Source organism: Brevibacterium aurantiacum (genome assembly GCF_007558825.1).
Classification (GTDB): Bacteria; Actinomycetota; Actinomycetes; order Actinomycetales; family Brevibacteriaceae; genus Brevibacterium; species Brevibacterium aurantiacum_A.
Map to the genome: position 1 here is coordinate 22186 of NZ_VLTK01000017.1, position 21559 is coordinate 43744.

Genomic DNA, 21559 nt, shown 5'->3' on the forward strand with positions numbered 1-21559 from the left:
CGTCGTTCGCCCAGTCTGTGCTTCCTTGCCTGTGAGGTCGGTGAGAGTGAAGATGATCGGATATGACTTCTTCTCATCCATCAGGTGCGCCAGATAGTCGATGACTCTACCCGTAGGGAGGAGTAGGCACTGCCATTGGTCCTGGCAACCTCACTTCGGCCTAGCAGTTTGTTGATTGAGTAGTTGAAGCCATCACCACGCTGGATTAGAGTCACATATTTGTACCTGATCCCCTGCCGGGTCCCAGCAGTTGTGGTGATGTCGAAACTGCCAGATTTTCGCACCGCTGCTCGGCCCACATGTGTCCCAGCGTTTTTCCCTCTCGGGACAATTGCGTGCACAAAGTCGCCAGTAATGAACCCATAATGGACCTTCCGGCGAGTCCGGTAGGATCTCGGAAATCCATACTTGTTCGGCTGAGTACGCTGATGCAGCCCACGACCGGTCGTGGCAATTGTCAGCCGGTGGTCGGGCCACTGCCCCACCGAGTCGACATCACCGACACACAGGGCGTCGAGGCAATGTTCTTTCGGTACACCCAGTCGGGAGCGATTGAACTTTGTGCGCCCACCTGATGAAGCAACTACATACAGGCCGGTTGTCATCAATGCTGTGTGCAAACTCCACCTAGTTGCGGTCACGATTGCCGCATCACGCAGACATACTTTCAGCTGCTTCCTAATATGTTCCAGTCGCTTGCGGTCGGAAACGAACTCCTCAACTAACAACTTGCCCTTAGCTTGATTACAGAGAATACATGCGGTCACGAGATTCGAAACTCGGTCACTGCCACCACGAGCACGCGGGTGAACATGATCAATATTCAGCGGCACATTCGTCGCGTCGCAATAGACGCAGGTGCGGTTGAACTTCTCCAGCAAATATTCGCGAACCTCGAATCCTGCCAACGTACCAAGCTGATACTCGACACCCGTGATCTCTGGATTCTGAAGCTTTTGAGTATCGAATCGCACAGCCTCATATGCCACCTTCGACACAGGTGCCAGATGTTGGAACCTGTTGACCCACGTCATCGTCGAATCCACACGGTGCTGTAACGATGGTGGCAACCATCCTTTTGGCTTCGTACGGTTGTTGAACCGCGGTGCGCGATACCTGAGATTCCGTGACCTGCGCCCCCGCCGGTACCCTGCCCTCTGCTGGAGCTTCTTCTTGATCTGTGGCCCACGATGGACAAGTTCAACGAGAGAGACCGCTTGGCGATCAGTCGTGATTTCGCCCGTCGCCTCATCTACGGTTCGGGTCTCTCGCGCTACAGCAATGCCCGTGGTGCGGGAGCCTGGGTCGATGCCGATCGTGTGGTCGTGGACGACTGAGTCGGCGACTATTCTGTCGATGAGGCGGATGGTGAAGGGCATCATCTTGTGGACACGGGCGCGTCCCTTCTTTAAGAGCTCGCGTGCGCGAGCTGGTGAGGTGGGATCCAGCGGCTTCTTCCTCTTATCGAGGACGAAGACACGTGGTTGTACCGAGTTACCCCGGTGACTGCGATTCCCGTTTGGGTTTCGCTGTTGCGCAACCGTGACCACGTCTTTGGGTGTGGGTACGGCTGTCTCCTCTCGACCATGTTGAACACCCGGTGCTGAAATGGTTTCAACTTCTGTGCCCCGTTTCGTAGATACCCCGTCCTTGTCTGCTGGCACAGATTCGAGAGCCTGGGACTGAGGAGGCATCCCAGGGTCGGTCTTCTGTCGTATGTGCAACGTAGTCACCTCCTTCAAGGTGTCTTGGTCTGGTCAGCGAACTGATGAGGCTGGACGCCGTTTCGAGGCGTCGCTCGTACACCATGAGGTCGCTGACACACGTCTTCTTCTCATCTGTGCTAGCCATTCGCAGACACCGTCCCTTTTCTCGTCGTCATCCCTTGCCCACATGGGCAAGGGCTTGCCTGGTCCTGCCTGCGGTCAGAAGATCTTTTCGAACAGGCGGATACCGACATTGCCGACGAGGTCAGCCACACCCAGAGCAAGGGGAAGGATCACCGACGGTGCGGCCATGAGGGTGCCGACGACGAGAGCGCCGATGAGGAACTTCGTCCGGCCCTGATGAGCGTTTCCACCGCCACCACCGCCGCCATCACCGCGGCGCTTGGCCCAGATGAAGCCGACAATGGCTGCGATGACGATGATGGTGCCGAAGATGCCAAGCAGCTTGGTGACATCAGAGTCTCCGGAGATGGCTGACCAGATGGTGTCCCAGTTGCCGCGGAGGTTGAGTTCTGCTGCCATGATGACGGGTTCTGAGGGAGTCACTGTTCTTTCCTAACTTTCGCGTACGAGGACCAGGCTTTGATGCCTCTACATCTATCTATGCGCTGATTTTCGTCGCAGTCTCGATACTGGCTAGAACCAGGCGAACGAGAGCTGAGAATCTTGGGCCCCCGCATCGTGAGTTGACGCCTTCGGCTTGGCTTTCACACCTTCGTCTTTGTTGTTCGTGGCTGTGTCAGAGACAGCTGCACTGCCTGTCCACAAATCCCAGGCGTACTCGCCGTCACCGGTTGAAAGAGCATCGACGATCGCATCCTTCTGGTCGACTGACAGGGTGTTGCGGCCTGACCAGGGAGTGAAGAGCGCCTGGGTGCCATCAGTGGAATAGCCGTTGTTGTGGTCCTGCATCGCCTCGTGGATTCCCTGGGACTCGAGAACTTTACGAGCAGCGTTGCGGCGGTGGGACTTCACCGAGTTGGGAACGACTGCCGGCGCCCCGTGGTGGGCAAGAATTGCAGTGGAGGCTTTACGGCGCAGACCGTAGGCGTTGTGCATCCCTCGTTCCTCAGCCTCGCTCAGCAAAGCCTCAGATCCTGCGACCTCCGGTGCCTCGCTGGTGAAGTAGGCCTCTTCGGCTGAGTCCACGTTCGCGGAATTGAGCTCGGCGACCAGGGTGATGTCGTCAGTGGCTGAGACTGTCATCTTCGACCGAGCCAGGCGGTCCTTGCTGGGGCGATCATGCTTGTCTTTCGAGGCCCGGACCTCTTCGGTGATGCGATCGACTTCTGACGGGCGAAGACTGCGGCCCAAGTTCTGAGACATTGCCGCTGACCTGGCGTCGATCTCCGAACGGGTCTTGATCGTGCGGTAGTCAGACCCGTTGCGGAAAGCCTCGGCAAAACAGTTCTTCACCAGCTTCGTCACATACGCCTTCGGGTTCTTCGCACGCTTTCCATCAGCAATGGATTCCATGACCTTGACGTAGGAGTTCTGCATCATCTCCTCGCGCGTGTAGTCCGGGTTCGACGAAGAGGCACCGTAGCGGCTCCAGAGGTAGTTGACCGGCTTCTCAACATGGGAGAGGTGATCGTTGGTCAGGGGCTGGCCAGCATCACCGTCGTCATCGGTGTCGACAATGAGATCGGAGACATCAGGACGCGACCGGGCCGATTGCGCGAACTGGCCGCCTTCGGGGATACCAGCCTGGACGCGGTTGGTTGTGAAAGTGCTCATGCCCGGTATACGTGCGGCAAAATGACAAACCGTCACAGGACGCCGGTAGCTTCGCGTCAGAATTGGCCCTGATGCTGGGGTCAGGGTGGCTATACACGGTGGTGAGCCTGCTGTCGGAGGTGTCCTTCATCCGAGGTCTTGACTTAAATCAAAGGCGCTGAAATGGTATCTAAAACCGGACACAGGCTTGTACATTCGAATTTCACGCGCCAGATTTCAGGCCATGGGGTCCGTCTAGTCACAAGCTCAAATTGAGAGGAACGTGATCGTCATGGCTGATGGGCGCGACGACGTACAAGAGATTCAAGCTTGGTTGAACAGCGTTTTTGGTTCCAACTCAGAGTGGGAGAGCCTCGACGAGGATGGAATCGCTGGGTGGGGGACTATCCGAGGCATCATTCGTGGCTTGCAACTGGAGCTCGGATTCTCCGGCACTGACGTTGATGGCGTCTTCGGCAATGACCTCAAGGCTGCCGTGCCTGACCTCACGCCACCGACCAGTGAAGACCAGACATTCATCTCAATCGCGCAGTCAGCACTGCGCGTGAAAGGCTACAACGCTCCGGCTGTTGGGACGGGAGAGTTCGGCCACTTTTCCGACCTCACTGTGGAAGCACTGGGGACGATGTGCGATGACGCAAATTACCACGCAACTGAAAACGACTACGGCAACCCAGTGATCACCGACGAAATCTGGAAGGGGCTGTGCAGTCAGGACGCGTACGTCCTCGTCTCAGGTGGGGACACCGAAATTCGGACCATCCAGAGGCGCCTAAACGGACCCGGATATCAGCCGCAGCTCGGACTCGCGCCAGCCGACGGTATTGTCACGCCACAGATGACGCGAGCATTGATCAGCGCCGTACAGCTCATTTCAGGCATCAAGAGTCCAGACGGGTATTGGGGCGACAACACTCAGGCTGAGATCCCGTCTGTCATGACAGAGCAGGACGATTCTTCAGGCGTTTGGGCTGATGTCTTGACTTATGGCCTTTACTTGAACGGATTCGATTTCGTGAATGTGCAGTCTCCAAACTGGATCGATTTGGAGAGGACCCTGTATCAGTTCGCGAGCTTCATGCGCCTCAACGTTATTGGGGAAGGAGTGGCGACGGAAGACATGATCACGGCTCTTTTCATTAGCCACGGAAATCAGTCGCGCGGCTTCGACTACATCATCGCCGAGCCTGGAGAGCACGTGATGGGAATCGATCTTGCGACTCGGTTGGAAGACAAGACCGACACGTTCTCGAATGACGATGCGGTGCTGAGTTCGATGCACATCTCATTCGTTGGCCGGTATATGCAAAACGCTCCGGACCCGGTGCTCGATAAGGAGATGACTCTCGAGGAGATCGACCAGCTTCTTGAGATGACCGTTGAGGACCCCGACACCGGCATGATCATCGGCTTCGGTATCGCCCCAATATGGCAAACCTCAGCCAATGGCCCCGACTATTTCATTCCGGGGAGAGGGACCACAGACGCACAACTGGCTCACACTAGGGCTGACGCACTCGGTATGCCGGGCGACGTGACCATCTTCCTTCTATGCAGTTGATTTCGACGCTTTCGGATCCACGATTGCGGATCTCATCGTGCCGTACTTCGAGGAGCTCAATGCTGAATCAACAGCTTTGGGCAGTAACCCGGTAGGTGTTTATGGTCCCAGAGCTGTGTGCAACGAACTTCACGACAAAGGCTTGGCCTCGGCGAGCTTCGTCGGCAACCTGTCGTACGGATGGACTGGAAATCTCGGACAGCCAATGCCAGACAACTGGGCAATCGACCAGTTCAATGAGATCGACGTCATGCTGGTCGACGATGATGACGGAACAAGCGAAACAGTCGGCGCCGACCAACTCATCCGCAATCCTGCCAACGGGAAACTGTGGACTCGTATGTCTAGGTAGTCGTGCCTAGCGGTTCTGATAGTAGAACTTGAGGTCATCGAAAGCGGGGGCTCTCTTTGGCGTGCTAGGGTCCCCGCTTTCGACTTTCTGCTGACGCTTTACGTACCGGTCGGGCATCCCTTCGATACGGGCTTGTCGGATGGTGAGGCTCACTTTTCCGAAATCAGGTTCGCGATAGAACTCTTCGTCGGACGTAATCTCCCACACTGACGCCTCCTGATTGTTGCCGGCGTCGCGATTGCCGATGAATCGCACAGTGGTGTCGAGTGCGTCCTCACAAACAGTGTGTGCTCCATCTCGGTGGATGGGTTGGAATGCAAAGCTTGTCAGGTCGTCGGCTTTCAATGGGAGGCTTGAACTCTTCAGCGCAACAAGGATAAGGCGGTTCGGGTCGAATTCGTCCGAATAGTTGTCCCATCCGTCCGAGCGAGTGTCGTCATACGACACCTCATCCATATTTGGAGACCCGGCGAATACTGGGGAGATGTTGACATTGACGCTGCTGCTGTCAGTCCAGACGGGCTCTCTCAGGCCGTCGCCTGACTGAGAGCACGCATTATTAGGAGTCCGTGACGCTGGCGTGTCTTTGGAGGACTTCGAGTAGGTCCGCTCCTCACTCGATTCTTCTCCTTTGACGGGAGGCCCGTTGGGTTCCGGTTCCGGGGTGCACCCAGACAAGAGGGTTGATACACATGCGAGTGCGGTGAAACTTAGTGCCATTGCTCTGTACTGCATAATGAGTCCACTGTACTCATTTTGTCGTGGGCGAGGGCCTGGTGGGCGACCGGTGCCGGTTCGGCGGCGCGATGACATGTTGTGGGCCAAGAAGGTCAGTGATCATGGCCTTGATCAAAGAAGCCCTTCTGGGCCTCTTCGCTCGTGCCCTCACCGTCGACCAGCCACTTGTCACCAGACTTGACCACGGTGACGACTGAGAAGTCGCCTGTGAGGAAGCGGCCGCCATCGGACTCGTTGACCAGCTGATATTGGACATAGACCCGGTAGGTCTTCGCATCGTCCTTCTGGACGTAAGTGTTATCGAACTCCGGGAACTCGCTCATATGGCGACGTTCCATTTCGCTGACCATCGTCCCACCATCATCGGGATCGACACCTTTGGTGCGGGAGTCATAGAACTTCGGAGTCGAGAACTCTTTGATGGCATCCACCCACGGATTCGGAGAATCGTCTTCGTATGACAGGCTCACGTAGGCGCGAGTGAAGTCTTTGGCGACCTCTTGAGCCGCGTCTTCTTCAGCACTGGCCGGATCCTGAGACTCCTCGGGTGCCGGTGTCGACTCCTTTTCGACATCGCCTTCAGAGATGGGAGTGGGAGCCGGGCCGGCATCCTCTTCGTCGGCCTCGGGGCCTGAGAAAACGAGGAAGGCAGCAACGATGATTGCGATGATAGCCGCTGGAATGCCGATGACGATAAGGCTTGTCTTGAAGGTCATAGTGTTTCCTGCCTATCAGTGCGCTCGTAAGCGTCAAAATGATCAACTTGCCACGGTTGCTTGTCCTTGCCGCGGCTGATGGCCAGGTCGAGCATGAACGTAACCTCGGTCGTCTCTGAGCCCTCGATTTCCAAAATCAGGTCAAAGGTTGGCATTTTGAGGTTCTTCGCCGCGCCTTCACCGAGCTCCCCACCATCACCGACGGCGGTTGCTTCGATGCCGGTCACTTGCCCCTCATGACCGATGGCTTCGTCCCAGTCGAAGCTCTCAGGCACCGTGGGAACGACGGCGCCCATGGATGAGAACTGGCCCTTGAGATCACCAGTCATGAGCTGCGTGCAATTGGCCACGGAATCGGAGACCGAATGCTGCTTCGCCCCATTGAAGGTGTAGAGGCAGCCGATCGCCTGCTTGGCGGCCTTGGTCTCATCTGTGCTGAGCTTCTTGACCACGGCGGGCGTAATCGACACCGGTGCCTCCTCGTCTGCCTCGCCAGTGGGATCTTCGCTTCCAGGTTGGGCCTGCGTGGCCTGTTCCGGTGTGCCGGGGTCTCGTGAGAGTGTGTCGTCATCGCCGGACTGGCATCCGGCCAGTGCCAACGTCAGTCCGATGAGACTGGCAGCGGCTGCCAGAGGTAGGCGCTTAGTGCTTGAGTGAGAAGTGAACATGGTCCTTATGATTCTGTGTTGGCGATCCGCGGTCTTCCATCTGTTTCCAGTCATCAGGGGCCTTGCCCGGATACCAGATCTTCTGATCCCAGATGACGTACTTCATGTTCAGCTCCTTGGCGTTTTGTTGCAGATACTTCGCCACTCGGTCGCCGAGCTCGGAGTCATTCTTGCCTGAGTCGTTGATCATGATGTCAAGGGCGTTGCCGGTGTAGTGGTCGGATTTGTTGCCGATCCACGATGATTTGCGCACACCGCCGAAGGACTTCAGTTCCTTTTCGTCGAACTCACCACAGATGGCTCGTGCGAGACGGATAATGCCGGGCTGGGCGCCTTCGATCTGCTTCTCAATTCGCGGGCACTCCTCATTGCTGAGATCCCCGCTCGTGGCCTTATCGCCAGGCTCTTTGCCCGCTGTCTCGCAGGCAGCGTTGTCAGCGCCTCCATTGTCGGGCTTGGGCTTGTTCCCGCCGACCTTGGCACCGTTGGAGTTGAGGAACTCGTCAGCATCGGCAGTATTGTGCTCTCGACCTGGGCCTGTGAACTCACTGGTGCGCAACTCCAAATGCAGGTGCGGGCCAGTGCCGATGCCGGTGTTGCCGGAGACTCCGATGATGTCGCCAGCCTGAACCTTGTCACCGACTTTGACGTTTTGCTTGTCCTGGTGGGCGTAGGCGTAGCCAAGGGTCTCGCCCTTCCACGTTCCCTTCACGATCGTGTAGTTGCCGTAGCCGTTCATCCACCCGGAGAAGGTCACTGTGCCATCGAACATGGCCGGCAGGTCGGTGCCGATGGGCATTCCGTAGTCGGTGCCTGCGTGGAATTTGCCCCAGCGGGCCTTGCGGTCAGAGGTTTTGGGGTGCTTGCCCTGAGGCTTGGCCAGCTTGCCCGAGGACTCGCCGCCGTCGCTGCCCGAGTTATCACCGGAATCTCCTGGCTCATCGGCGACAGTGTCAGCGTTGCCTCCGTCGGACTTCCCACCGGGCTCGCCACCGCCGTATTCCTTGAACTTCTTGCGGAACTCAGAGAGATAGCTCATCGTTACTGCGGGCAGATCGGGGTATTTCTGCAGATTGCCCTCACCGGAATTGTGAGCAATCATCAACGCTTCGAGCTCTGTGAGGTCTTTCGTGTAAGCGGCGCCCGGATTGGCTTTGCGCATACCGCGGACTGTGGCCAATCGCTTGTCGAAATACTTCGCCCCGTATTCGGAGTGGATGAGGGGTTCTTTGACGTCCCAGGTGCCGTTGTTGTTCTTGTCGGTGGAGAATCCGCCTCCGTAGATTTCCGTCCAGATGGCCTCATTGATCTGGAAGAGACCCCATGTGCCGCCGTTGCTGTCGCTGGCGAAGATGTCGGGACGGAAGTCGGTTTCGCGGTCCATGATGTAGGCGAAGAATGCGGCAGGGATCTTTGCCTTCGAGGATGCGGCTGCCTTCTCGATCCACGGGATTGCCTTCTTCGGCACACCCTTGCCATCAAATGATCCACCATCGCCGGAGCCTGACCCGCCTCCTGGAGGCTCGCAGTCGACGCCGAACCACCAGTTCTGGGCATTCTTAACCAGGCTCTCGGCAGTGTCCTCGATGCCAGTCAGCGGCAGCTTCTTCACCGCGTTGGTGTAGACATCGACCATTGAAGCATTCTCATCGCGGGCGGTGTCAGGAATGTAGCCTTTGCCCTTGCCATCGCGGTGTGCGCCGTGGGACAAGGTAGCGATGAGTCCCGGCTTCTTGGTGTTCTGCTTGATCTCTTTGGCGACGACTTCGGCCATGAATGTTTCAAAGGCAGCATCATTGACGAGATCGTCTTTATCGGCGCCGAGGGATTCGACCTTCTCCAGATCAACGTCGTAACTCAGCGTTCCAGTGATCTCATCATCGCTCTTGGCTGCGACGGGGACTGCAAGGGGAGCCGATGTCGGTGATTGACTCAGAGTCGTTGCAGCAATATTTGTGGGATCAAAGCTTTGAGGCTCGACAGTCTTGGGGTCCTCGTCCCCGGAATCATCGCTGTCGTCAGAGTCGTCGTCATCATCACCGCTGGGCACATCAGCAGTTTCTGGCTTGGCCCAGTACTTGTCGATGATCGACATTCCCAGCGAGAATTCAATGTCCTGACCCTTGCCGTCGAACATGTGCACGGCTTTGTTGCCCACACTTCTGGCGTGGTCGTGGATGGACTCCGTGACAGTTGTCGATGTCTCGTCGACCTTGTCCTTGATCTTGCCTTTGACCCATTTGCCGCCCTTGTAGGCGAAGACGCCTGTGTCTTTGACCTGCTCGACACCGGCTCCAGCAGCGTCACCAGAGATGGCCCGTTGGTAGTTCTCATATGTGCCGAAGGCGAATTCGCCCAGGGTTGAATCACCGATCGACTTCAGTGACGTTGTGAGCATGGTCAGGGCCATGAAACCGGCGATGAGTGCCAGAGCTCCTGCACCGGCGAGGCCGAAGATCCCGACCTTGAGGGTGTTCTTGAACGTCCGGGTCTTGAAAACGCCTTTGAGTGCGCCGACGCTGGCTTTGACGCCGATGGTCGTCAGCTCGCCATTACCGGTCTTGGCGCCGTCGTAGGCTCCGCGCGCAGTTTCTTTGGCGACCGTGGAGATATCGGACTTAGCTGCCTTGCCTGCCGATGTCTTCGGGTTCCACTTCGTCATCCCAGTGGCTGAAGCCATGCGGCCAGCAGGTCCGCCCAGACCCTTTGCGGGGTCGTCTAGGGCCTGATCGATGGCGGTATCGGCAGTGCCGATGACGTGAGCATCGACGGACTTCTCGCCTTTGCCAAGTGGATTGGTGGCACCTGAGCGACCCGGCGACTTGTCAGCGGGGGAGGAATCGGGTCCAGGCGAGCCCGTTGATGGTTTGGTATCGGGGGTCGAGGAGTTGGGCTTCTTCGGACTCAGCCCATCGGGTGTCGAGGGGATCTTGCCCTTTCCCGATTGAGCATCGGCGGAGGCGAGATCGCTGATGGCACCGGTGCCCGCGGCAAGCCCTTCACCAATGCTGTCGGTGACCTTGTCGATGCCAGTGGCGTCTGGATCCTTCGTATTGAGTTTGCCGCCCGTGGCCTGAGCCCGATCGATGTTGTCTGCTAAGTCGTTGAGGCTTCGAGTCTTGTCCCCGCTGGACGGCAGAGGAGAGGATTCCGCGGCGCCGGCAGCTTTACGTAAGCCATCGGTTGTCTTCTGCGAATCGTAGGCAGGACGGGCTGGGGTCGAGGGAGTAGAACCGCCTGGGCCGGTTGATTCCTGCCGATTCGCAGCCTCTTCGTCGAGAGCAGCCTGCTTTCGCTTCGCGCGTTCGGAGTCAGTGGGCGCAAACAGGCGACCGCTATCGCCAGAGCCGCTTGAAGTCGGCTCAGGCGCGGGTGTTGACGGCCCATTCGTCGTCTTGTCGTCGTTGGTCAAAATTCCCCCTCAACCTTGTCTATGCGCCGAATTTGGATCGCAGTGCTCAAACCCCCTGATATCGCTGGCCCGGCCGGATCGGGATGCCGTCGGGGAAGTAGCGGCGCCGACGCATGGCAATGAGGAAAGTCGTGAGTCGGGTGGGCACATGGTTGGATTTGGCGAGATTGCATTTGGCGCAGGCGGCGACATAGTTGTCCATCGTCGTTGCCCCTCCGCGTGACCAGGGGAAGAAGTGGTCACCGTGTTCGGCTCGGCGCCGGCACCGTGTAAGGCCGAAGAACTTCGGCATCTCGCACCGGTTCTCAGCCCGGACCATTCCCTCCCGGCGTTGGTCGGAAGTGAAGAGCCGGGTGGGGTCAGTCGTCGACGTTCGCCGTGCGATGGTTCGGGCAAAGATGATCACGGCGAGAACAGCCACCAGCAGGAGCGTTGCCATCGTGTGTGCTGACAACCAGGTGATCGCCGTTCCAATGACGTCGATGAGGCTACCGGCTCGGTCGATGAGGGCATCGATGTCGAGATCCATCACCGCTCGAGCTCCCGACCTTCTCCCGCATCGTCAGTGGCGTTGTCCTCGGGTGTATCCGCTTTCGCCCAGGCCGGATCGCTGGGATCGCCGAGGTCTTCGTAGGCGTGGATGATGTCGAGGAGGACGCGAAGGAACCCGACGTACTCTGTCCGGATCTCGGTGAACAGGTCAGTCAGGTCTGGCATGATCTCGTTGATGAACCCGTCGTGGGTGCCGGAGAAGTTCTCGACCTTCGCCCGATGTTCGCTCAGCACGTCGACCATCGTGGTGTAGCCCTCTGGCAGGTTGAAGTCCGAGGCATCGACACTGCGATACATCACCTCGGCCATCTTCAGCAGTGACGTCACCTCAGTGCGCAACGGGGTGAGCGAGTCCCCGTTGTGGGCCGGGTCTTTGTAGCGAACGGGGTCTGAGAACACGTCGAGGATCGTTAGTGAGTCCTCGGCCACCCGGTAGTAGGAAGCACCCAGCAGCGGTTCGCGGATCTCGGTCGTCGTCAGCAGCGCCCAGTCTTGGGCTTCGGGGTAGGCGAAGTACGGGCTGAGGTCGATGGTGTCGAGCACTCGATCTGCCTCACCTGCCAGCCAAGCAGCAACTCGTGAGTGCGTGCGTTCATCGGTTGAATCGAGTCCGTAGAGTCCGAGCACATCGAGCCAGCCACCGGTTGTTGTGTCATATATGCCCGCTGCCGAGAGTTCGAGGAAGATGCGCACCATCGCCGATTCGCTGTCTTCGATGGCATCGACGTAGCCGTTGTCATTTTCTGAGAACCGGGGTTTGGTGAGTTCCGTCGGCAGCCACATGATCGGGTGCCACATGAACGAGGCGTTGATGTGTCTGAACCGTTTGCGGATGTCATAGTCATCGCCGGGGTAAATGAGGTGGGGATGGAAGAAGGGCAGAGGCAGCTTCGACATCGGCGAAGTCATCAGCTCTTCGTGATCGATGCCCGAGGCCTCGTGGAAGGCCATGTAGAGCTTTGATGTCGTCACCGGGTCACGGGGGAGGAGTGCCCAATCGTCAGCACGCAGAAGGAATTGCCTGCGTGGGGCATCGGCCGGCAGGTCTTGGCGGGTGGTGCTATACAGATTCAAGGGTTTCTCCTTTTGCGTGTGTGGTCATCGGCAGGGTGTGGGACTCGGTCAGGGCCCGATACGAGGCCTCAAAGGCTTCGAACGTGCCCACGATCGTCACCGGGTCGCTGGTCAGCGCTGCCCACCGGTTTCGGCGGGGGTGGGTTCGGTAGCCGTGTGGTCCGACGTCGTCGGCAATCCAGGCCTTGAGTTTCGAGATGGTTCCGAAGTCGGCGACGGGCTCGACACCGGGTATGACCAAGGCCATGTCAGGGGTGTAGGAAGCAAGGACTCGCACACTGTCTTTGCGAGCTCCTTCGATGATCGACATCCCGACGCCGTAGTCCTTGAAACCATTGGCAGCCTGCTCGGCGGCTCCATAGGCGGCCTGCCTCACAGCGCCACCGAGGTTGGGGGCCTTGAAGTACTTGACCTGGACGGCGAATCCGTCGAGGACGAAGAGGTCACCGCGATCATGGGGTTGGCCAGCATTCTTCCCGCGTTGCGCACCGGGGACGAGTTGATCGGCAAGCCGGGCCTCGAAGAGAGCGAAGACTTCACGCTCGCCGCGGTCGCCCTTGTTCTTGGAGGAGTTCATGACGATACGGGTTCCTTTCGGACTGGTTGGTTGGGATCAAGGCCGTCTGTGGCTACGTGGTCGCACCAAGCGGGAAGGCTGCGTTCTTCGACGTCGAGTCCTGCCCGAATGGCGGCCTTTGATGCCCAGACTCATGCCCGGCGTGATCCCACGATCGATGTAGAGGGCAACACCTTGAGCTCCGGCCATCCATTCGAGATTCGCCTCGATGCCCACTCCGCGCTCGTATTCGTTGGAGTCGTCGAGGACACCTGGCTGGGTATAGAGCATGTGGGAGGCGAACGGCGCCTCTCCGCGCATGAGCGAGTCGTGCATCGCCGCCCTGGCATAGGCCAAATTCGTCGTGGTATCACCAGCGAACGGAGATTCGAGGACCATCCGCCTCACCGCCTGGCCCCGGCGACGTCAGCAGATGGTTCATCAGAGTTCGAGGCCCGCAGTACCGCAAGGGCGTTGTCTTGGTGCCCGGCATCGATGCTCTCCGACAGTGAGTCCAGTAGGTTCATCGACGACCTGTGTGAATCTGCCAGGGCTTTGATGACGGGGAAGACTGGCCCATTCGTTGCACGCCAGTTGGTTACGGCATCGTTGGCAGCGTAGGAAGTGGTCATAAGACTGAGCAGATCGCCGGCATCGACGGTGATCTTCGTGGAGGTATTGGTGGGGTTCGTTGTCATACTCGATACAGAGGACGCCTATGTCCGTGGCTATTTAGAATGCCGTTCAGGAGAGGCAGAAGCATTTGTCCTTTTGGATGATCGAATAGTCAGAAGAATGAGTCAGATAAGCTATTTTGCGGAAGTGACTGTAGAGACGCCGCCTACTTTGTACAGATCGTCGCAAGTCATCCGCCACGGGATCATTAGAATCGGCGGAGCGTCGCTAGACTATCCGGATGATGAGCTCTCGCCGAGGCGTCCTGAACGAATTACTGCGGTTGATCAACGATGTCACGCCTGGGAGACGTGCACTCGTCGCAATCGACGGCCTTGATGGGGCTGGGAAAAGTGTGCTCACGAATGAGCTTGTTGACCTCGCCGCAGGTTGTGATCGCGAGGTGGTGGGGCTGAGCATTGACGGGTTCCACCACCCGCGCGCAACTCGGTACGCCAAAGGAACTGGCCCCGAGTCGTTCTATCACTCGTCATATGACTACCCCGCCTTCCTGCGATTCGTGGTCGAGCCCTTGAGAGCTGGGCGATCGGTAATTCCGGCAGTTTGGGACGTCGAAGCTGACGTGCCTGTGCAGCCATGTCCCCTTGACTTGTCTGACGATTGCATCCTCCTCGTCGAGGGAATTTTTCTCCATCGGGCGCAGTTGCGCGACTGCTGGGATGCTAGTGTTTGGGTCGACGTTCCCTTCGCTGTTTCAGTTCCTCGCGGCAATCTGCGGTTTTCGGGTAGTTTCGACCCCGATCCTGACTCCGAGTTGAACCACCGCTATGTCGGCGGTCAACGTATCTACTTCCGTGAATGCTCTCCTTGGGAACAAGCGACATGGATTTTTGACAATACGGATCTCGGCCATCCAAGTTTGAGTACATCTTCCCTGCGCCACGGCTGAGGCGTCTACTTCGTAGCGCGATGTTGTCGGGTCGTGTTGCGCCGGTAATGAATACAGTGGACGGGCGCCGGTCCTATTGTGGGGGCGAATATTTCTGCACGTCTCTTTGTCAAGCACCAGAGGCCGGATCCAGGTACACAGTGTATTTGTGGATCTGTCCAAAGTACGTGGCATCTCTACAATGGCTTCGACTCGCCGACCCGTCGCGCCTATCTAGAAAACTGTGTAGAATGAGGGCATGACGAATCTGACGATAACAGAAGCAAGCAAGACCGGTATTTCAGGCCTTGTCTCCTCCGCGGAGTCGGGGGAAGAAGTTACGCTTTCCCGGCACGGTGAGCCAGTCGCTGCCGTCGTGTCCACTCACGAGCTGGCTGGTCTTCGTGAAGATCGAGAATCGTTGAATGCCGCAGCATTGGTTATGGCTCGGATAGCTACCGACAGCGGAACTCGAACTGATCTTGATCAGGCCATGGAATATTTCGGCATTGAGCGCGCAGACCTCGAAGCCGAAATCGACGCCGGCCACCACACGCTCTGATCCGCCATTGTGAACCACCAACATGCGCGAGTCCGACTGACCGAAGATGCCATCACCGACCTGCACCGGCTCTGGAAGAAGGACCCCCAGATTGTCCGCGATGTATTCGCCAAGATGATTTTGCTCGAACGCTCACCTCAGGCGGGACAGCCGCTGCTCGGAGACTTAGTCCCATTTCGAAAGCTGACGGTAGGTAATCGGCACTGGCGAATAATTTGGCGGCATTCTGTTGATGAAGACCATCGGCCGGTTCTTGAGATCGCAGAGGTTTGGGCTATTGGTGCTAGGTCGGACAGCGAAATTTACGCCGAGATGAAATCAAGGACCGATAAGCTCAAGAGACACGGTAATCCGAACGCGAAGCCGCTGGTTGAAATCTTGGAGTCGTTTGGAAGCCGCAAGGGATCCGTCTACGCGACTCCAGAACCGCCGAAGCCAACTGCTTTGCCCGACTGGCTTGAGCAGGGACTACGGGCAGAGCTACACATGAGTGAAGAACAGATTTCGGGACTGACGCCTAGCGAGGCTCATCAACTCATGATCGCTCACTGGTCAGAAAGCAAATAGCTCAGTCAGGATCGGCGGGCGGTGATGAGCTCTCGGCGCAGTCTCTCGCGTGGACCAGTCATGACTCTCACGCTTGACCGGGCGCTACAGTGTTCAACGGCGGCGGATGTCTCAGGGGAATACTCTCGGCCCAGTGACGGCGATGGTGTCGGGGCGAACGGGGCAGGCATGTTCCTGATCGTCACGACCTCGGATTGGCCTGAGCGGGTGAGGATCTGTGAGACCGAATATGACGGACCGATCGGCAGGCGTCCAGCAGCAAGTCCGGCGTCGAGAAAATCACGCGTCGGTCCATCATCAGGGCCGAAGTCTTCTTCGCCGTCCAGGCTGAAACCACTGACGTGAGGGCGTGTTTTGGCAGTCTCGGCGTACTGACCACCATCGGGGACTCCTGAGCCAATTCGATTCTGCACATTTCCATTGTGCCTTATCTGCCAGTCTTGGTCAGGCGATTCGCCGCTTGGCGCTCCTTTTCGCGTCGCCGGAATCGGGCATCGTCCTCGTCTTCGATCCGTGAGAAGGCGTAGAAGTTCGTCTCGAAGTAGTCGGTCATGGAGTCTGACTCGTCCATTCGATACGAGTTGGAGATCCGGTCGATGCGGTCCTTCAGCTCGGCTGCTTCAGGGCGGTGGCGCCTGCCAAGATAGGCCGGCTCCATGTCGTCGGCGGGTGCATAGATCTGGTCGTTGGTGAGACCTTGGACCTCAATGCTCATGGCCGATGCGCTGGACTTACGCACACTGTAGGTGAGGTCGTTGGGCAGGTATCCAGTCGTCTTGGCATCTTTGATGTCCGCCCGGATGGCCTTGGCCGCCTCAGTCGTCGACATGCCCAGCTCGTATCGGCTCCCATACATCGCGGGAGACTGATGCCCGTACCGGTTGTCGCAGACCCTGACTCCACCCGGAATGAAAGGTTGCCGAGAGACATTGAGAATGCCCATTGCAGTGTCATTGTCTTCAACGGCCTGAGCAATGATCTCCTCGTCCTCGGCTGGCTCGCCATTGTCGCCGGCCTCCAGGTAGCGATTCAGGACCTCCTGGCGATCCTCGTCAGTAAGGCTCGGGAGCCGGGACTTCAGTTGCTGAGCCGCTGACTGCCTGTCTTCACCGCTGTCAGAGGCCCACCGGGCGTCGAAGAAAGCGTTGCGGGTGCGCGGATGGACGAATCCGGGTAAGTCGATGGCACTGGGATTATTGGGGTGCTTGCCGGGCAAGACGGTGCCAGCCATTGACTCCGAGTCGCTGGCGATGTGGCGTGCTGGTGGCTCGGGCTCCTCGAAGTCATCGATCGTGAGCTGGGGTGGGTCATCTGTAAAGGAATCATAGAATCCGCCGAGCCCATCAATGCTGGGTCGAGCCTTCGTGGACTCAGCGAACTGGCCGCCTTCGGGGATACCGGACTGGACGCGGTTGAGATTGCTCATACCCTCACTACGTGCGGCAACGTGAAGATACACCACCGCCCACCTCATGCGGCGTGCCGGGCACACTAGGTGGGCGATGATGGGAGAGGCAGACGGCCAAGGGTAGGAGAACACTTGATTGGCCGCCCGTACCAGCTATAGAGAACGCTGCCAGTCGTGGTTGCGCATAAATTGGAAGAATTGCCGTCAACTTTCACGGTTGTGGCAACGCAACGGCGCGTAGAATTGCCTGGGATTAGTCATTCACTCCACAAGCTTTTCCTTGTTTAGAGGAGGACACATGACCGAATCAGAAGCTGAGAATCTGAGCAATCCTGGCAAGGACTCCGTTGAGCGGCATCTCAAGAAAGACGTGGCTAGGGGAGTACTGGTGCAGTGGCAATACATCATCGAGCAAGAGACACTTCCCTCTTAGCCGTTGGCGTACAAGACCTTTCCACCATGCAACCTATGACGAAAGAGACATTATTTGTCTGGGATTCGCTGAGTAAACTCTTGACTGCGGCGCTAGCCCTGACCTTCATCGGCGACGGGCGTCTGCGACTCAATGATGAAGTNTAGATAGAGTCATCACCGTATGGAACACGCTGTGGTCTCAGGTCGTGCTGCTCCTGACGCTAGCGGCCTATGGTCCGTCCGGATTCGAGGGCGTGGAGGTCCCGGGGGTGGACGAGCACGTGTGGCATCACCGCGATCTGCGCCATCGCGGTCCGAAGGAGCTCACCGGCATGGTCGATTTGACCCGCGGATCCCACCCTACCGCGCGGCTGCTGGACCTCGTTTCGGGACGGTCTACCGTGACTGGCTCAAAGACCGGGGCGGCTCGTTCCGTGCGGGGGTCGAAATCGCTACGTTGGATCCGTTCCAGGGCTACAAGAACGCGGTCGACGACCAGATCGACGACGCCACCTGCGTGCTGGAACCGTCCTGGAGGTATTTCGCCAGTCCATTCCCGTACAGAGCCACCGGCTTGCCGAGCGAGTGATCGGCGCCTCACCCCACGCTCAACTCCGAAGAGCCCGAAAATCAGGGCAGAGGAGACGAATTTGGGGGACCACATTGACCCGGGCGATTAGCTCGTGTAGTTGGGAGCGAGGGCGAATAATCCTGCAGTTCCACAACGCCCTACCGATCTGCGGCCGAAGTGCGGCGGAAGCTGCGAGGCTGTGACCAAGCTATCAATGTATAGAAGTCTATACTCAGGTCCGATTGTGTATGACGCTCTCGTGCACAGCTGAGCGTGTGTTGGGGTGATTCATGCCGGGTGCCCTCACTGCGCTGTCTTCGCGGTCGATTTCTTTATTCAATTTGGTACCCGTTCGTACGTCAAATCGGATCAGTGTGCGGTGTTGCCACCAACGAGGCAATCTCATCGCGGCAGTGGAACAGCAACCCCAGATGTCTTGGTTCCAGCATTGAAGCCAAGCGTCCGATCGGTGTCGCAATCGAGATTCCCGCGACAGGCTTGTTCTGCGGGTTGAGCACTGCTACGCCGATAGCTCCCACACCGCTCTCGGTTTCTTCCCTACTGAGCGCGTAGCCAAGCCTGCGCACATTGGCCAACTCACGGCTGAAATGCTCGAATTCCAGGTCGCTCAGTTCCGTGCCAGCGAGCCGCGATGCGTGCCCACGGTAAAGCATATCCAGGCGTTCCTCTGGTTCAAGCGCCAGCAATGCCTTTCCACTCGACGCACCGAATGCCGGTATGACTGTTCCACTTCGATCTCCGATGCGGAGGGTTCTAGACGCCTCCACAGTGTTCAGGAAACGGATGTTCACCCCAACTCTAACCACGAGATTGACCGTCTCATCGAGCTGGGAAGACAGGACTTCCATGGGTTCCTGGGCCCTGCGGCGCAAATCGTGCAACCACGGTGCACCAATGGCCTGCATACCGAGGGCTGGCCCTGCTACATAACGGCGGCTGTCATCCTGCAAAGCAAATCCACGGTAGATGAGCATTGCCATCAGCCGGTGCGCGGTCGATGGCGCGATCTGCAGCTCCTGTGCGGCGGCGGTGAGGCGGATACCACCTCCATCTCTGAGCAACTGGAGCAGGCGAAGGGCCTTATCGACGGATTCTATTGGGTACGGCGGCTTCTGCTGAAGGGCTGGTTTCTTCATAACAGAATATTATTGCTCATTTAGTTCTGCACTGGAAAAGTAGCTTTCATCGTTCCACAGCCGAAGCGAACTCGAAGGAGAGATTCTGATGAATGATCCCACCGCAGGCGACGACCTCTACGTGGGCGTCGACACGGGCGGCACTTTCACTGATGTGGTCGTCATGGACGGCGCCGGTACTGTGGTCACAAATAAGGCTCCGACGACTCCCGATGCGCTCGAAGCGGGAGTCCTTGCGGCCTTGACACTCATTGCTGACCACCGCCATGAGACTCTGGCAGAGATGCTTGCCAAGGTGCGCAGCTTCGGGCACGGAACCACGCAGGCGACGAACGCGCTCATCGAGCGCCGTGGAAGTACAACTGGCCTGCTCACCACTCAAGGATTCGGCGACACGATCCTCGTGCAGCGTCTGATGGGTTTCACAGCGGGCATGCCGAACGAACTCCTTGGCCGCTTCAGTGAGCGCAGCTACCCAGACCCGTTGGTGCCGCGTCGACTCATCGGCGAGGTCCCTGAGCGCGTCGACCAAGCCGGCACTGTGCTGCTGAATCTCGACGAAGAAGCGGTTCGGACTGAAGTGAGACGTCTGGGCGGCGAAGGTGCAGAGGCGTATGCGGTGAGCCTGCTCTGGTCCTTTCGCAATCCGGACCACGAGGAACGAATTGCCGAGATCATTCGGGAAGAGGTCGGATCTGATGTGTACGTGAGTCTGTCACACGAGGTGAATCCGATTCTCGGCGAGTATGAGCGAACCGCCACGACTGTGCTCAACGCCTACCTCGGGCCCACAGTCGAGCGTTACCTCGAACGATTGGAAAGCGAATTGCGCAACGCTGGCCTGATTGGGAGGTTCAGTGTTTTGAATTCCATCGGCGGTGTCATGAGTGCACGTGATGCTGCGGAGCGTGCGGTGCTGCTGCTTGCCTCTGGCCCGACCGGCGGCGTGCTCGGGTCGCATTTTCTCGCTAAAGAGCTCGGTCACGAGAACATCATCACCACCGACATGGGTGGAACCAGTTTCGACGTTGGTCTTGTGGTCGGTGACAGGCCGGTTGTCTCCCAGGTGACTGAGGTTGCCCAGTATCAAGTATCGGTGCCGATGGTGGATATCACCGCTATTGGTGCGGGCGGCGGCTCAATCGCCGAGGTCATCGGAGGAGAGCTGCGAGTTGGTCCGAAGAGTGCCGGGGCTTTCCCGGGCCCCGTCTGCTATCGACGCGGTGGTCGCCAGGTCACTGTCACTGATGCCGACGTTGCACTTGGTGTCATTGACCCCGAAGTCTTCCTTGGCGGGCGAATGAATCTTGACAGGATAGGCGCCGAAGAAGCGATCAGGACACAGATTGCCGAGCCACTTGGGCTCACCATCGTCGAGGCGGCCGCCGGCATCAAAAGGATCGTCGATGCGCGAATGGCTGACACCTTGCGCGAGCTGACTGTCGGACACGGCCACGACCCTCGCGACTTCGTGATCTACGCCTACGGTGGCGCCGGCCCGATGCATTGTGCCGGATTCGGAGCCGACCTCGGTGTGGGCACCATCCTAGTCCCGGCGACTTCAATGGCACATTCAGCCTACGGTGCCCTTGCCGCCGACATTTACCACAGCGCCGAGCGTTCGGTTTCGTATAAGTCCAACCCGGGCACACATGACCCTTCGTCCGATTTCGATCCGGTCAAGCTGCTCGAAGGCCTCCATGAGCTCGAGGTCACCGCGAGAGAACAGGTCGAACGTGAAGGTGTCGAGCCTGACCAGGTCGACATCGACCGTTCGGTCGATATGAGATATCGCATGCAGACTCATGAGTTGATAGTCCCGGCCGATGAGGATCTGATCGACGCCGAGGCGGTTTCGAGGCTGGTAGCCCGGTTTGAAGCCATATACGAAGACACATACGGCCGTGGCGCCGGGTTCCGTGAGGCGGGAATAGAGATCACTGCACTGCGCGTCTCTGCGATCGGCCGAACTCCAAAGCCCAGCTTCGCCCCCATATCTCGTCATCACGGCGACCCGACGGCGAGCAGCCGACAGGTGTATGACGTGAATGAAGAGTCCTGGTTCGATGCCAGCGTTCTCGACTGGGACGGCCTCAGTAGTGAGTCAGTACCTGGCCCCGCCGTCATCGAGCATCCGACAACCACCGTATACGTGGCAAGTGGACAGCAGGTTGCTCTGGATTCCATCGGCAACCTCATCATCACCCCCATCGTGTGACAGGG

At 58.2% G+C, this 21559-nt stretch carries 23 protein-coding genes and 2 pseudogenes; 10 read left to right on the top strand and 15 right to left on the bottom strand.

The annotated features are described in order from the left end of the window. Positions 1-80: 80 nt before the first annotated feature. From iscB to FO013_RS20080, 3 genes are all read right to left on the bottom strand, one after another. Complete coding sequence (gene iscB, locus FO013_RS23030; RefSeq protein ID WP_143924373.1) at positions 81-1694, bottom strand: RNA-guided endonuclease IscB; 1614 nt, start codon at positions 1692-1694, stop codon at positions 81-83. A 231-nt stretch (positions 1695-1925) separates the two neighbouring features. Then, complete coding sequence (locus FO013_RS20075; protein ID WP_143924337.1) at positions 1926-2273, bottom strand: hypothetical protein; 348 nt, start codon at positions 2271-2273, stop codon at positions 1926-1928. 90 nt (positions 2274-2363) lie between these two features. After that, positions 2364-3464, bottom strand: a complete 1101-nt coding sequence (locus FO013_RS20080; protein WP_143924338.1) for a hypothetical protein — start codon at positions 3462-3464, stop codon at positions 2364-2366. 271 nt (positions 3465-3735) lie between these two features. Here FO013_RS20080 and FO013_RS20085 point away from each other — a divergent pair, with 271 nt between their 5' ends. The 3 genes and pseudogenes from FO013_RS20085 to FO013_RS23035 all read left to right on the top strand — a co-directional run bounded on the left by FO013_RS20085 (position 3736) and on the right by FO013_RS23035 (position 5377). After that, positions 3736-5025 (top strand): glycoside hydrolase domain-containing protein, encoded by a 1290-nt coding sequence (locus FO013_RS20085; RefSeq protein ID WP_143924339.1) that lies wholly within the window; start codon positions 3736-3738, stop codon positions 5023-5025. A gap of 37 nt (positions 5026-5062) precedes the next feature. Next, positions 5063-5197, top strand: a pseudogene (locus FO013_RS23365) (hypothetical protein); the annotation flags it as partial. A 33-nt stretch (positions 5198-5230) separates the two neighbouring features. Further along, positions 5231-5377 carry a hypothetical protein gene (locus FO013_RS23035; protein ID WP_260848296.1) on the top strand — a complete coding sequence of 49 codons (147 nt, stop codon included), beginning with the start codon at positions 5231-5233 and terminating at the stop codon, positions 5375-5377. A 6-nt stretch (positions 5378-5383) separates the two neighbouring features. On the opposite strand, the gene FO013_RS20095 is transcribed toward FO013_RS23035, so the two are convergent. The 9 genes from FO013_RS20095 to FO013_RS20135 all read right to left on the bottom strand — a co-directional run bounded on the left by FO013_RS20095 (position 5384) and on the right by FO013_RS20135 (position 13791). Continuing rightward, on the bottom strand, positions 5384-5833 hold the full coding sequence (locus tag FO013_RS20095; protein ID WP_143924341.1) for a hypothetical protein: 450 nt from the start codon (positions 5831-5833) through the stop codon (positions 5384-5386). 374 nt (positions 5834-6207) lie between these two features. Beyond that, the gene (locus FO013_RS20100; protein ID WP_143924342.1) at positions 6208-6831 is read right to left on the bottom strand and encodes a hypothetical protein; all 624 of its coding nucleotides are present in this window, start codon (positions 6829-6831) and stop codon (positions 6208-6210) included. Further along, positions 6828-7499, bottom strand: coding sequence for a hypothetical protein (locus FO013_RS20105; RefSeq protein WP_143924343.1), 672 nt, complete (start codon positions 7497-7499; stop codon positions 6828-6830). Before FO013_RS20105 ends, FO013_RS20100 begins: the two co-directional genes overlap by 4 nt. Next, positions 7474-10911: a M23 family metallopeptidase gene (locus FO013_RS23190; protein ID WP_143924344.1), complete on the bottom strand. Its 3438-nt coding sequence runs from the start codon at positions 10909-10911 to the stop codon at positions 7474-7476. The genes FO013_RS20105 and FO013_RS23190 overlap by 26 nt, the downstream gene beginning before the upstream one ends. A 46-nt stretch (positions 10912-10957) precedes the next feature. Further along, positions 10958-11440 carry an HNH endonuclease gene (locus FO013_RS20115; protein ID WP_143924345.1) on the bottom strand — a complete coding sequence of 161 codons (483 nt, stop codon included), beginning with the start codon at positions 11438-11440 and terminating at the stop codon, positions 10958-10960. After that, positions 11440-12537 carry a hypothetical protein gene (locus tag FO013_RS20120; RefSeq protein ID WP_143924346.1) on the bottom strand — a complete coding sequence of 366 codons (1098 nt, stop codon included), beginning with the start codon at positions 12535-12537 and terminating at the stop codon, positions 11440-11442. The genes FO013_RS20115 and FO013_RS20120 overlap by 1 nt, the downstream gene beginning before the upstream one ends. Continuing rightward, complete coding sequence (locus FO013_RS20125; protein ID WP_143924347.1) at positions 12524-13114, bottom strand: hypothetical protein; 591 nt, start codon at positions 13112-13114, stop codon at positions 12524-12526. Before FO013_RS20125 ends, FO013_RS20120 begins: the two co-directional genes overlap by 14 nt. A gap of 36 nt (positions 13115-13150) precedes the next feature. Beyond that, positions 13151-13492 carry a DUF7768 domain-containing protein gene (locus FO013_RS20130; protein ID WP_186293232.1) on the bottom strand — a complete coding sequence of 114 codons (342 nt, stop codon included), beginning with the start codon at positions 13490-13492 and terminating at the stop codon, positions 13151-13153. 5 nt (positions 13493-13497) lie between these two features. Then, positions 13498-13791, bottom strand: a complete 294-nt coding sequence (locus tag FO013_RS20135; RefSeq protein ID WP_143924348.1) for a hypothetical protein — start codon at positions 13789-13791, stop codon at positions 13498-13500. A gap of 218 nt (positions 13792-14009) precedes the next feature. Here FO013_RS20135 and FO013_RS20140 point away from each other — a divergent pair, with 218 nt between their 5' ends. The 3 genes from FO013_RS20140 (at position 14010) to FO013_RS20150 (ending at position 15786) form a co-directional block, all read left to right on the top strand. Continuing rightward, the gene (locus tag FO013_RS20140) at positions 14010-14678 is read left to right on the top strand and encodes a nucleoside/nucleotide kinase family protein (protein WP_260848297.1); all 669 of its coding nucleotides are present in this window, start codon (positions 14010-14012) and stop codon (positions 14676-14678) included. 238 nt (positions 14679-14916) lie between these two features. Then, positions 14917-15219: a type II toxin-antitoxin system Phd/YefM family antitoxin gene (locus FO013_RS20145; protein WP_143924349.1), complete on the top strand. Its 303-nt coding sequence runs from the start codon at positions 14917-14919 to the stop codon at positions 15217-15219. A gap of 9 nt (positions 15220-15228) precedes the next feature. Beyond that, a complete protein-coding gene (locus tag FO013_RS20150; RefSeq protein WP_186293233.1) occupies positions 15229-15786 on the top strand; it encodes a type II toxin-antitoxin system RelE/ParE family toxin in 558 nt (185 codons plus the stop codon). A 5-nt stretch (positions 15787-15791) separates the two neighbouring features. Here the strand turns inward: FO013_RS20150 and FO013_RS20155 are convergent, their stop codons facing one another. Next, positions 15792-16199, bottom strand: coding sequence for a hypothetical protein (locus FO013_RS20155; RefSeq protein ID WP_143924351.1), 408 nt, complete (start codon positions 16197-16199; stop codon positions 15792-15794). Positions 16200-16213: 14 nt separating this feature from the next. After that, positions 16214-17212 (bottom strand): hypothetical protein, encoded by a 999-nt coding sequence (locus tag FO013_RS20160; RefSeq protein WP_143924352.1) that lies wholly within the window; start codon positions 17210-17212, stop codon positions 16214-16216. Between the two features lie 280 nt (positions 17213-17492). Here FO013_RS20160 and FO013_RS23045 point away from each other — a divergent pair, with 280 nt between their 5' ends. The 3 genes and pseudogenes from FO013_RS23045 to FO013_RS23430 form a co-directional block, all read left to right on the top strand. Next, positions 17493-17627: a hypothetical protein gene (locus tag FO013_RS23045; protein WP_260848298.1), complete on the top strand. Its 135-nt coding sequence runs from the start codon at positions 17493-17495 to the stop codon at positions 17625-17627. Beyond that, positions 17588-17773 (top strand): serine hydrolase, encoded by a 186-nt coding sequence (locus FO013_RS23370; protein WP_143924353.1) that lies wholly within the window; start codon positions 17588-17590, stop codon positions 17771-17773. The genes FO013_RS23045 and FO013_RS23370 overlap by 40 nt, the downstream gene beginning before the upstream one ends. Before the next feature lie 11 nt (positions 17774-17784). Continuing rightward, positions 17785-18134, top strand: a pseudogene (locus tag FO013_RS23430) (transposase); the annotation flags it as partial. Between the two features lie 404 nt (positions 18135-18538). On the opposite strand, the gene FO013_RS20175 reads toward FO013_RS23430, so the two are convergent. Beyond that, positions 18539-19336 carry an IclR family transcriptional regulator gene (locus tag FO013_RS20175; RefSeq protein ID WP_143924354.1) on the bottom strand — a complete coding sequence of 266 codons (798 nt, stop codon included), beginning with the start codon at positions 19334-19336 and terminating at the stop codon, positions 18539-18541. 88 nt (positions 19337-19424) lie between these two features. Here FO013_RS20175 and FO013_RS20180 point away from each other — a divergent pair, with 88 nt between their 5' ends. Continuing rightward, the gene (locus tag FO013_RS20180) at positions 19425-21554 is read left to right on the top strand and encodes a hydantoinase/oxoprolinase family protein (RefSeq protein ID WP_143924355.1); all 2130 of its coding nucleotides are present in this window, start codon (positions 19425-19427) and stop codon (positions 21552-21554) included. The last annotated feature ends 5 nt before the right edge of the window (positions 21555-21559 follow it).

Coding starts and splice junctions, on each gene's coding strand:
- iscB (WP_143924373.1), bottom strand. CDS start 1,694: ATGCCTCCTCAGTCCCAGGCTCTCGAATCTGTGCCAGCAGACAAGGAC.
- FO013_RS20080 (WP_143924338.1), bottom strand. CDS start 3,464: ATGAGCACTTTCACAACCAACCGCGTCCAGGCTGGTATCCCCGAAGGC.
- FO013_RS20085 (WP_143924339.1), top strand. CDS start 3,736: ATGGCTGATGGGCGCGACGACGTACAAGAGATTCAAGCTTGGTTGAAC.
- FO013_RS23035 (WP_260848296.1), top strand. CDS start 5,231: ATGCCAGACAACTGGGCAATCGACCAGTTCAATGAGATCGACGTCATG.
- FO013_RS20095 (WP_143924341.1), bottom strand. CDS start 5,833: ATGGATGAGGTGTCGTATGACGACACTCGCTCGGACGGATGGGACAAC.
- FO013_RS20100 (WP_143924342.1), bottom strand. CDS start 6,831: ATGACCTTCAAGACAAGCCTTATCGTCATCGGCATTCCAGCGGCTATC.
- FO013_RS20105 (WP_143924343.1), bottom strand. CDS start 7,499: ATGTTCACTTCTCACTCAAGCACTAAGCGCCTACCTCTGGCAGCCGCT.
- FO013_RS20115 (WP_143924345.1), bottom strand. CDS start 11,440: ATGGATCTCGACATCGATGCCCTCATCGACCGAGCCGGTAGCCTCATC.
- FO013_RS20125 (WP_143924347.1), bottom strand. CDS start 13,114: ATGAACTCCTCCAAGAACAAGGGCGACCGCGGCGAGCGTGAAGTCTTC.
- FO013_RS20130 (WP_186293232.1), bottom strand. CDS start 13,492: ATGGTCCTCGAATCTCCGTTCGCTGGTGATACCACGACGAATTTGGCC.
- FO013_RS20135 (WP_143924348.1), bottom strand. CDS start 13,791: ATGACAACGAACCCCACCAATACCTCCACGAAGATCACCGTCGATGCC.
- FO013_RS20140 (WP_260848297.1), top strand. CDS start 14,010: ATGATGAGCTCTCGCCGAGGCGTCCTGAACGAATTACTGCGGTTGATC.
- FO013_RS20145 (WP_143924349.1), top strand. CDS start 14,917: ATGACGAATCTGACGATAACAGAAGCAAGCAAGACCGGTATTTCAGGC.
- FO013_RS20160 (WP_143924352.1), bottom strand. CDS start 17,212: ATGAGCAATCTCAACCGCGTCCAGTCCGGTATCCCCGAAGGCGGCCAG.
- FO013_RS23045 (WP_260848298.1), top strand. CDS start 17,493: ATGACCGAATCAGAAGCTGAGAATCTGAGCAATCCTGGCAAGGACTCC.
- FO013_RS20175 (WP_143924354.1), bottom strand. CDS start 19,336: ATGAAGAAACCAGCCCTTCAGCAGAAGCCGCCGTACCCAATAGAATCC.
- FO013_RS20180 (WP_143924355.1), top strand. CDS start 19,425: ATGAATGATCCCACCGCAGGCGACGACCTCTACGTGGGCGTCGACACG.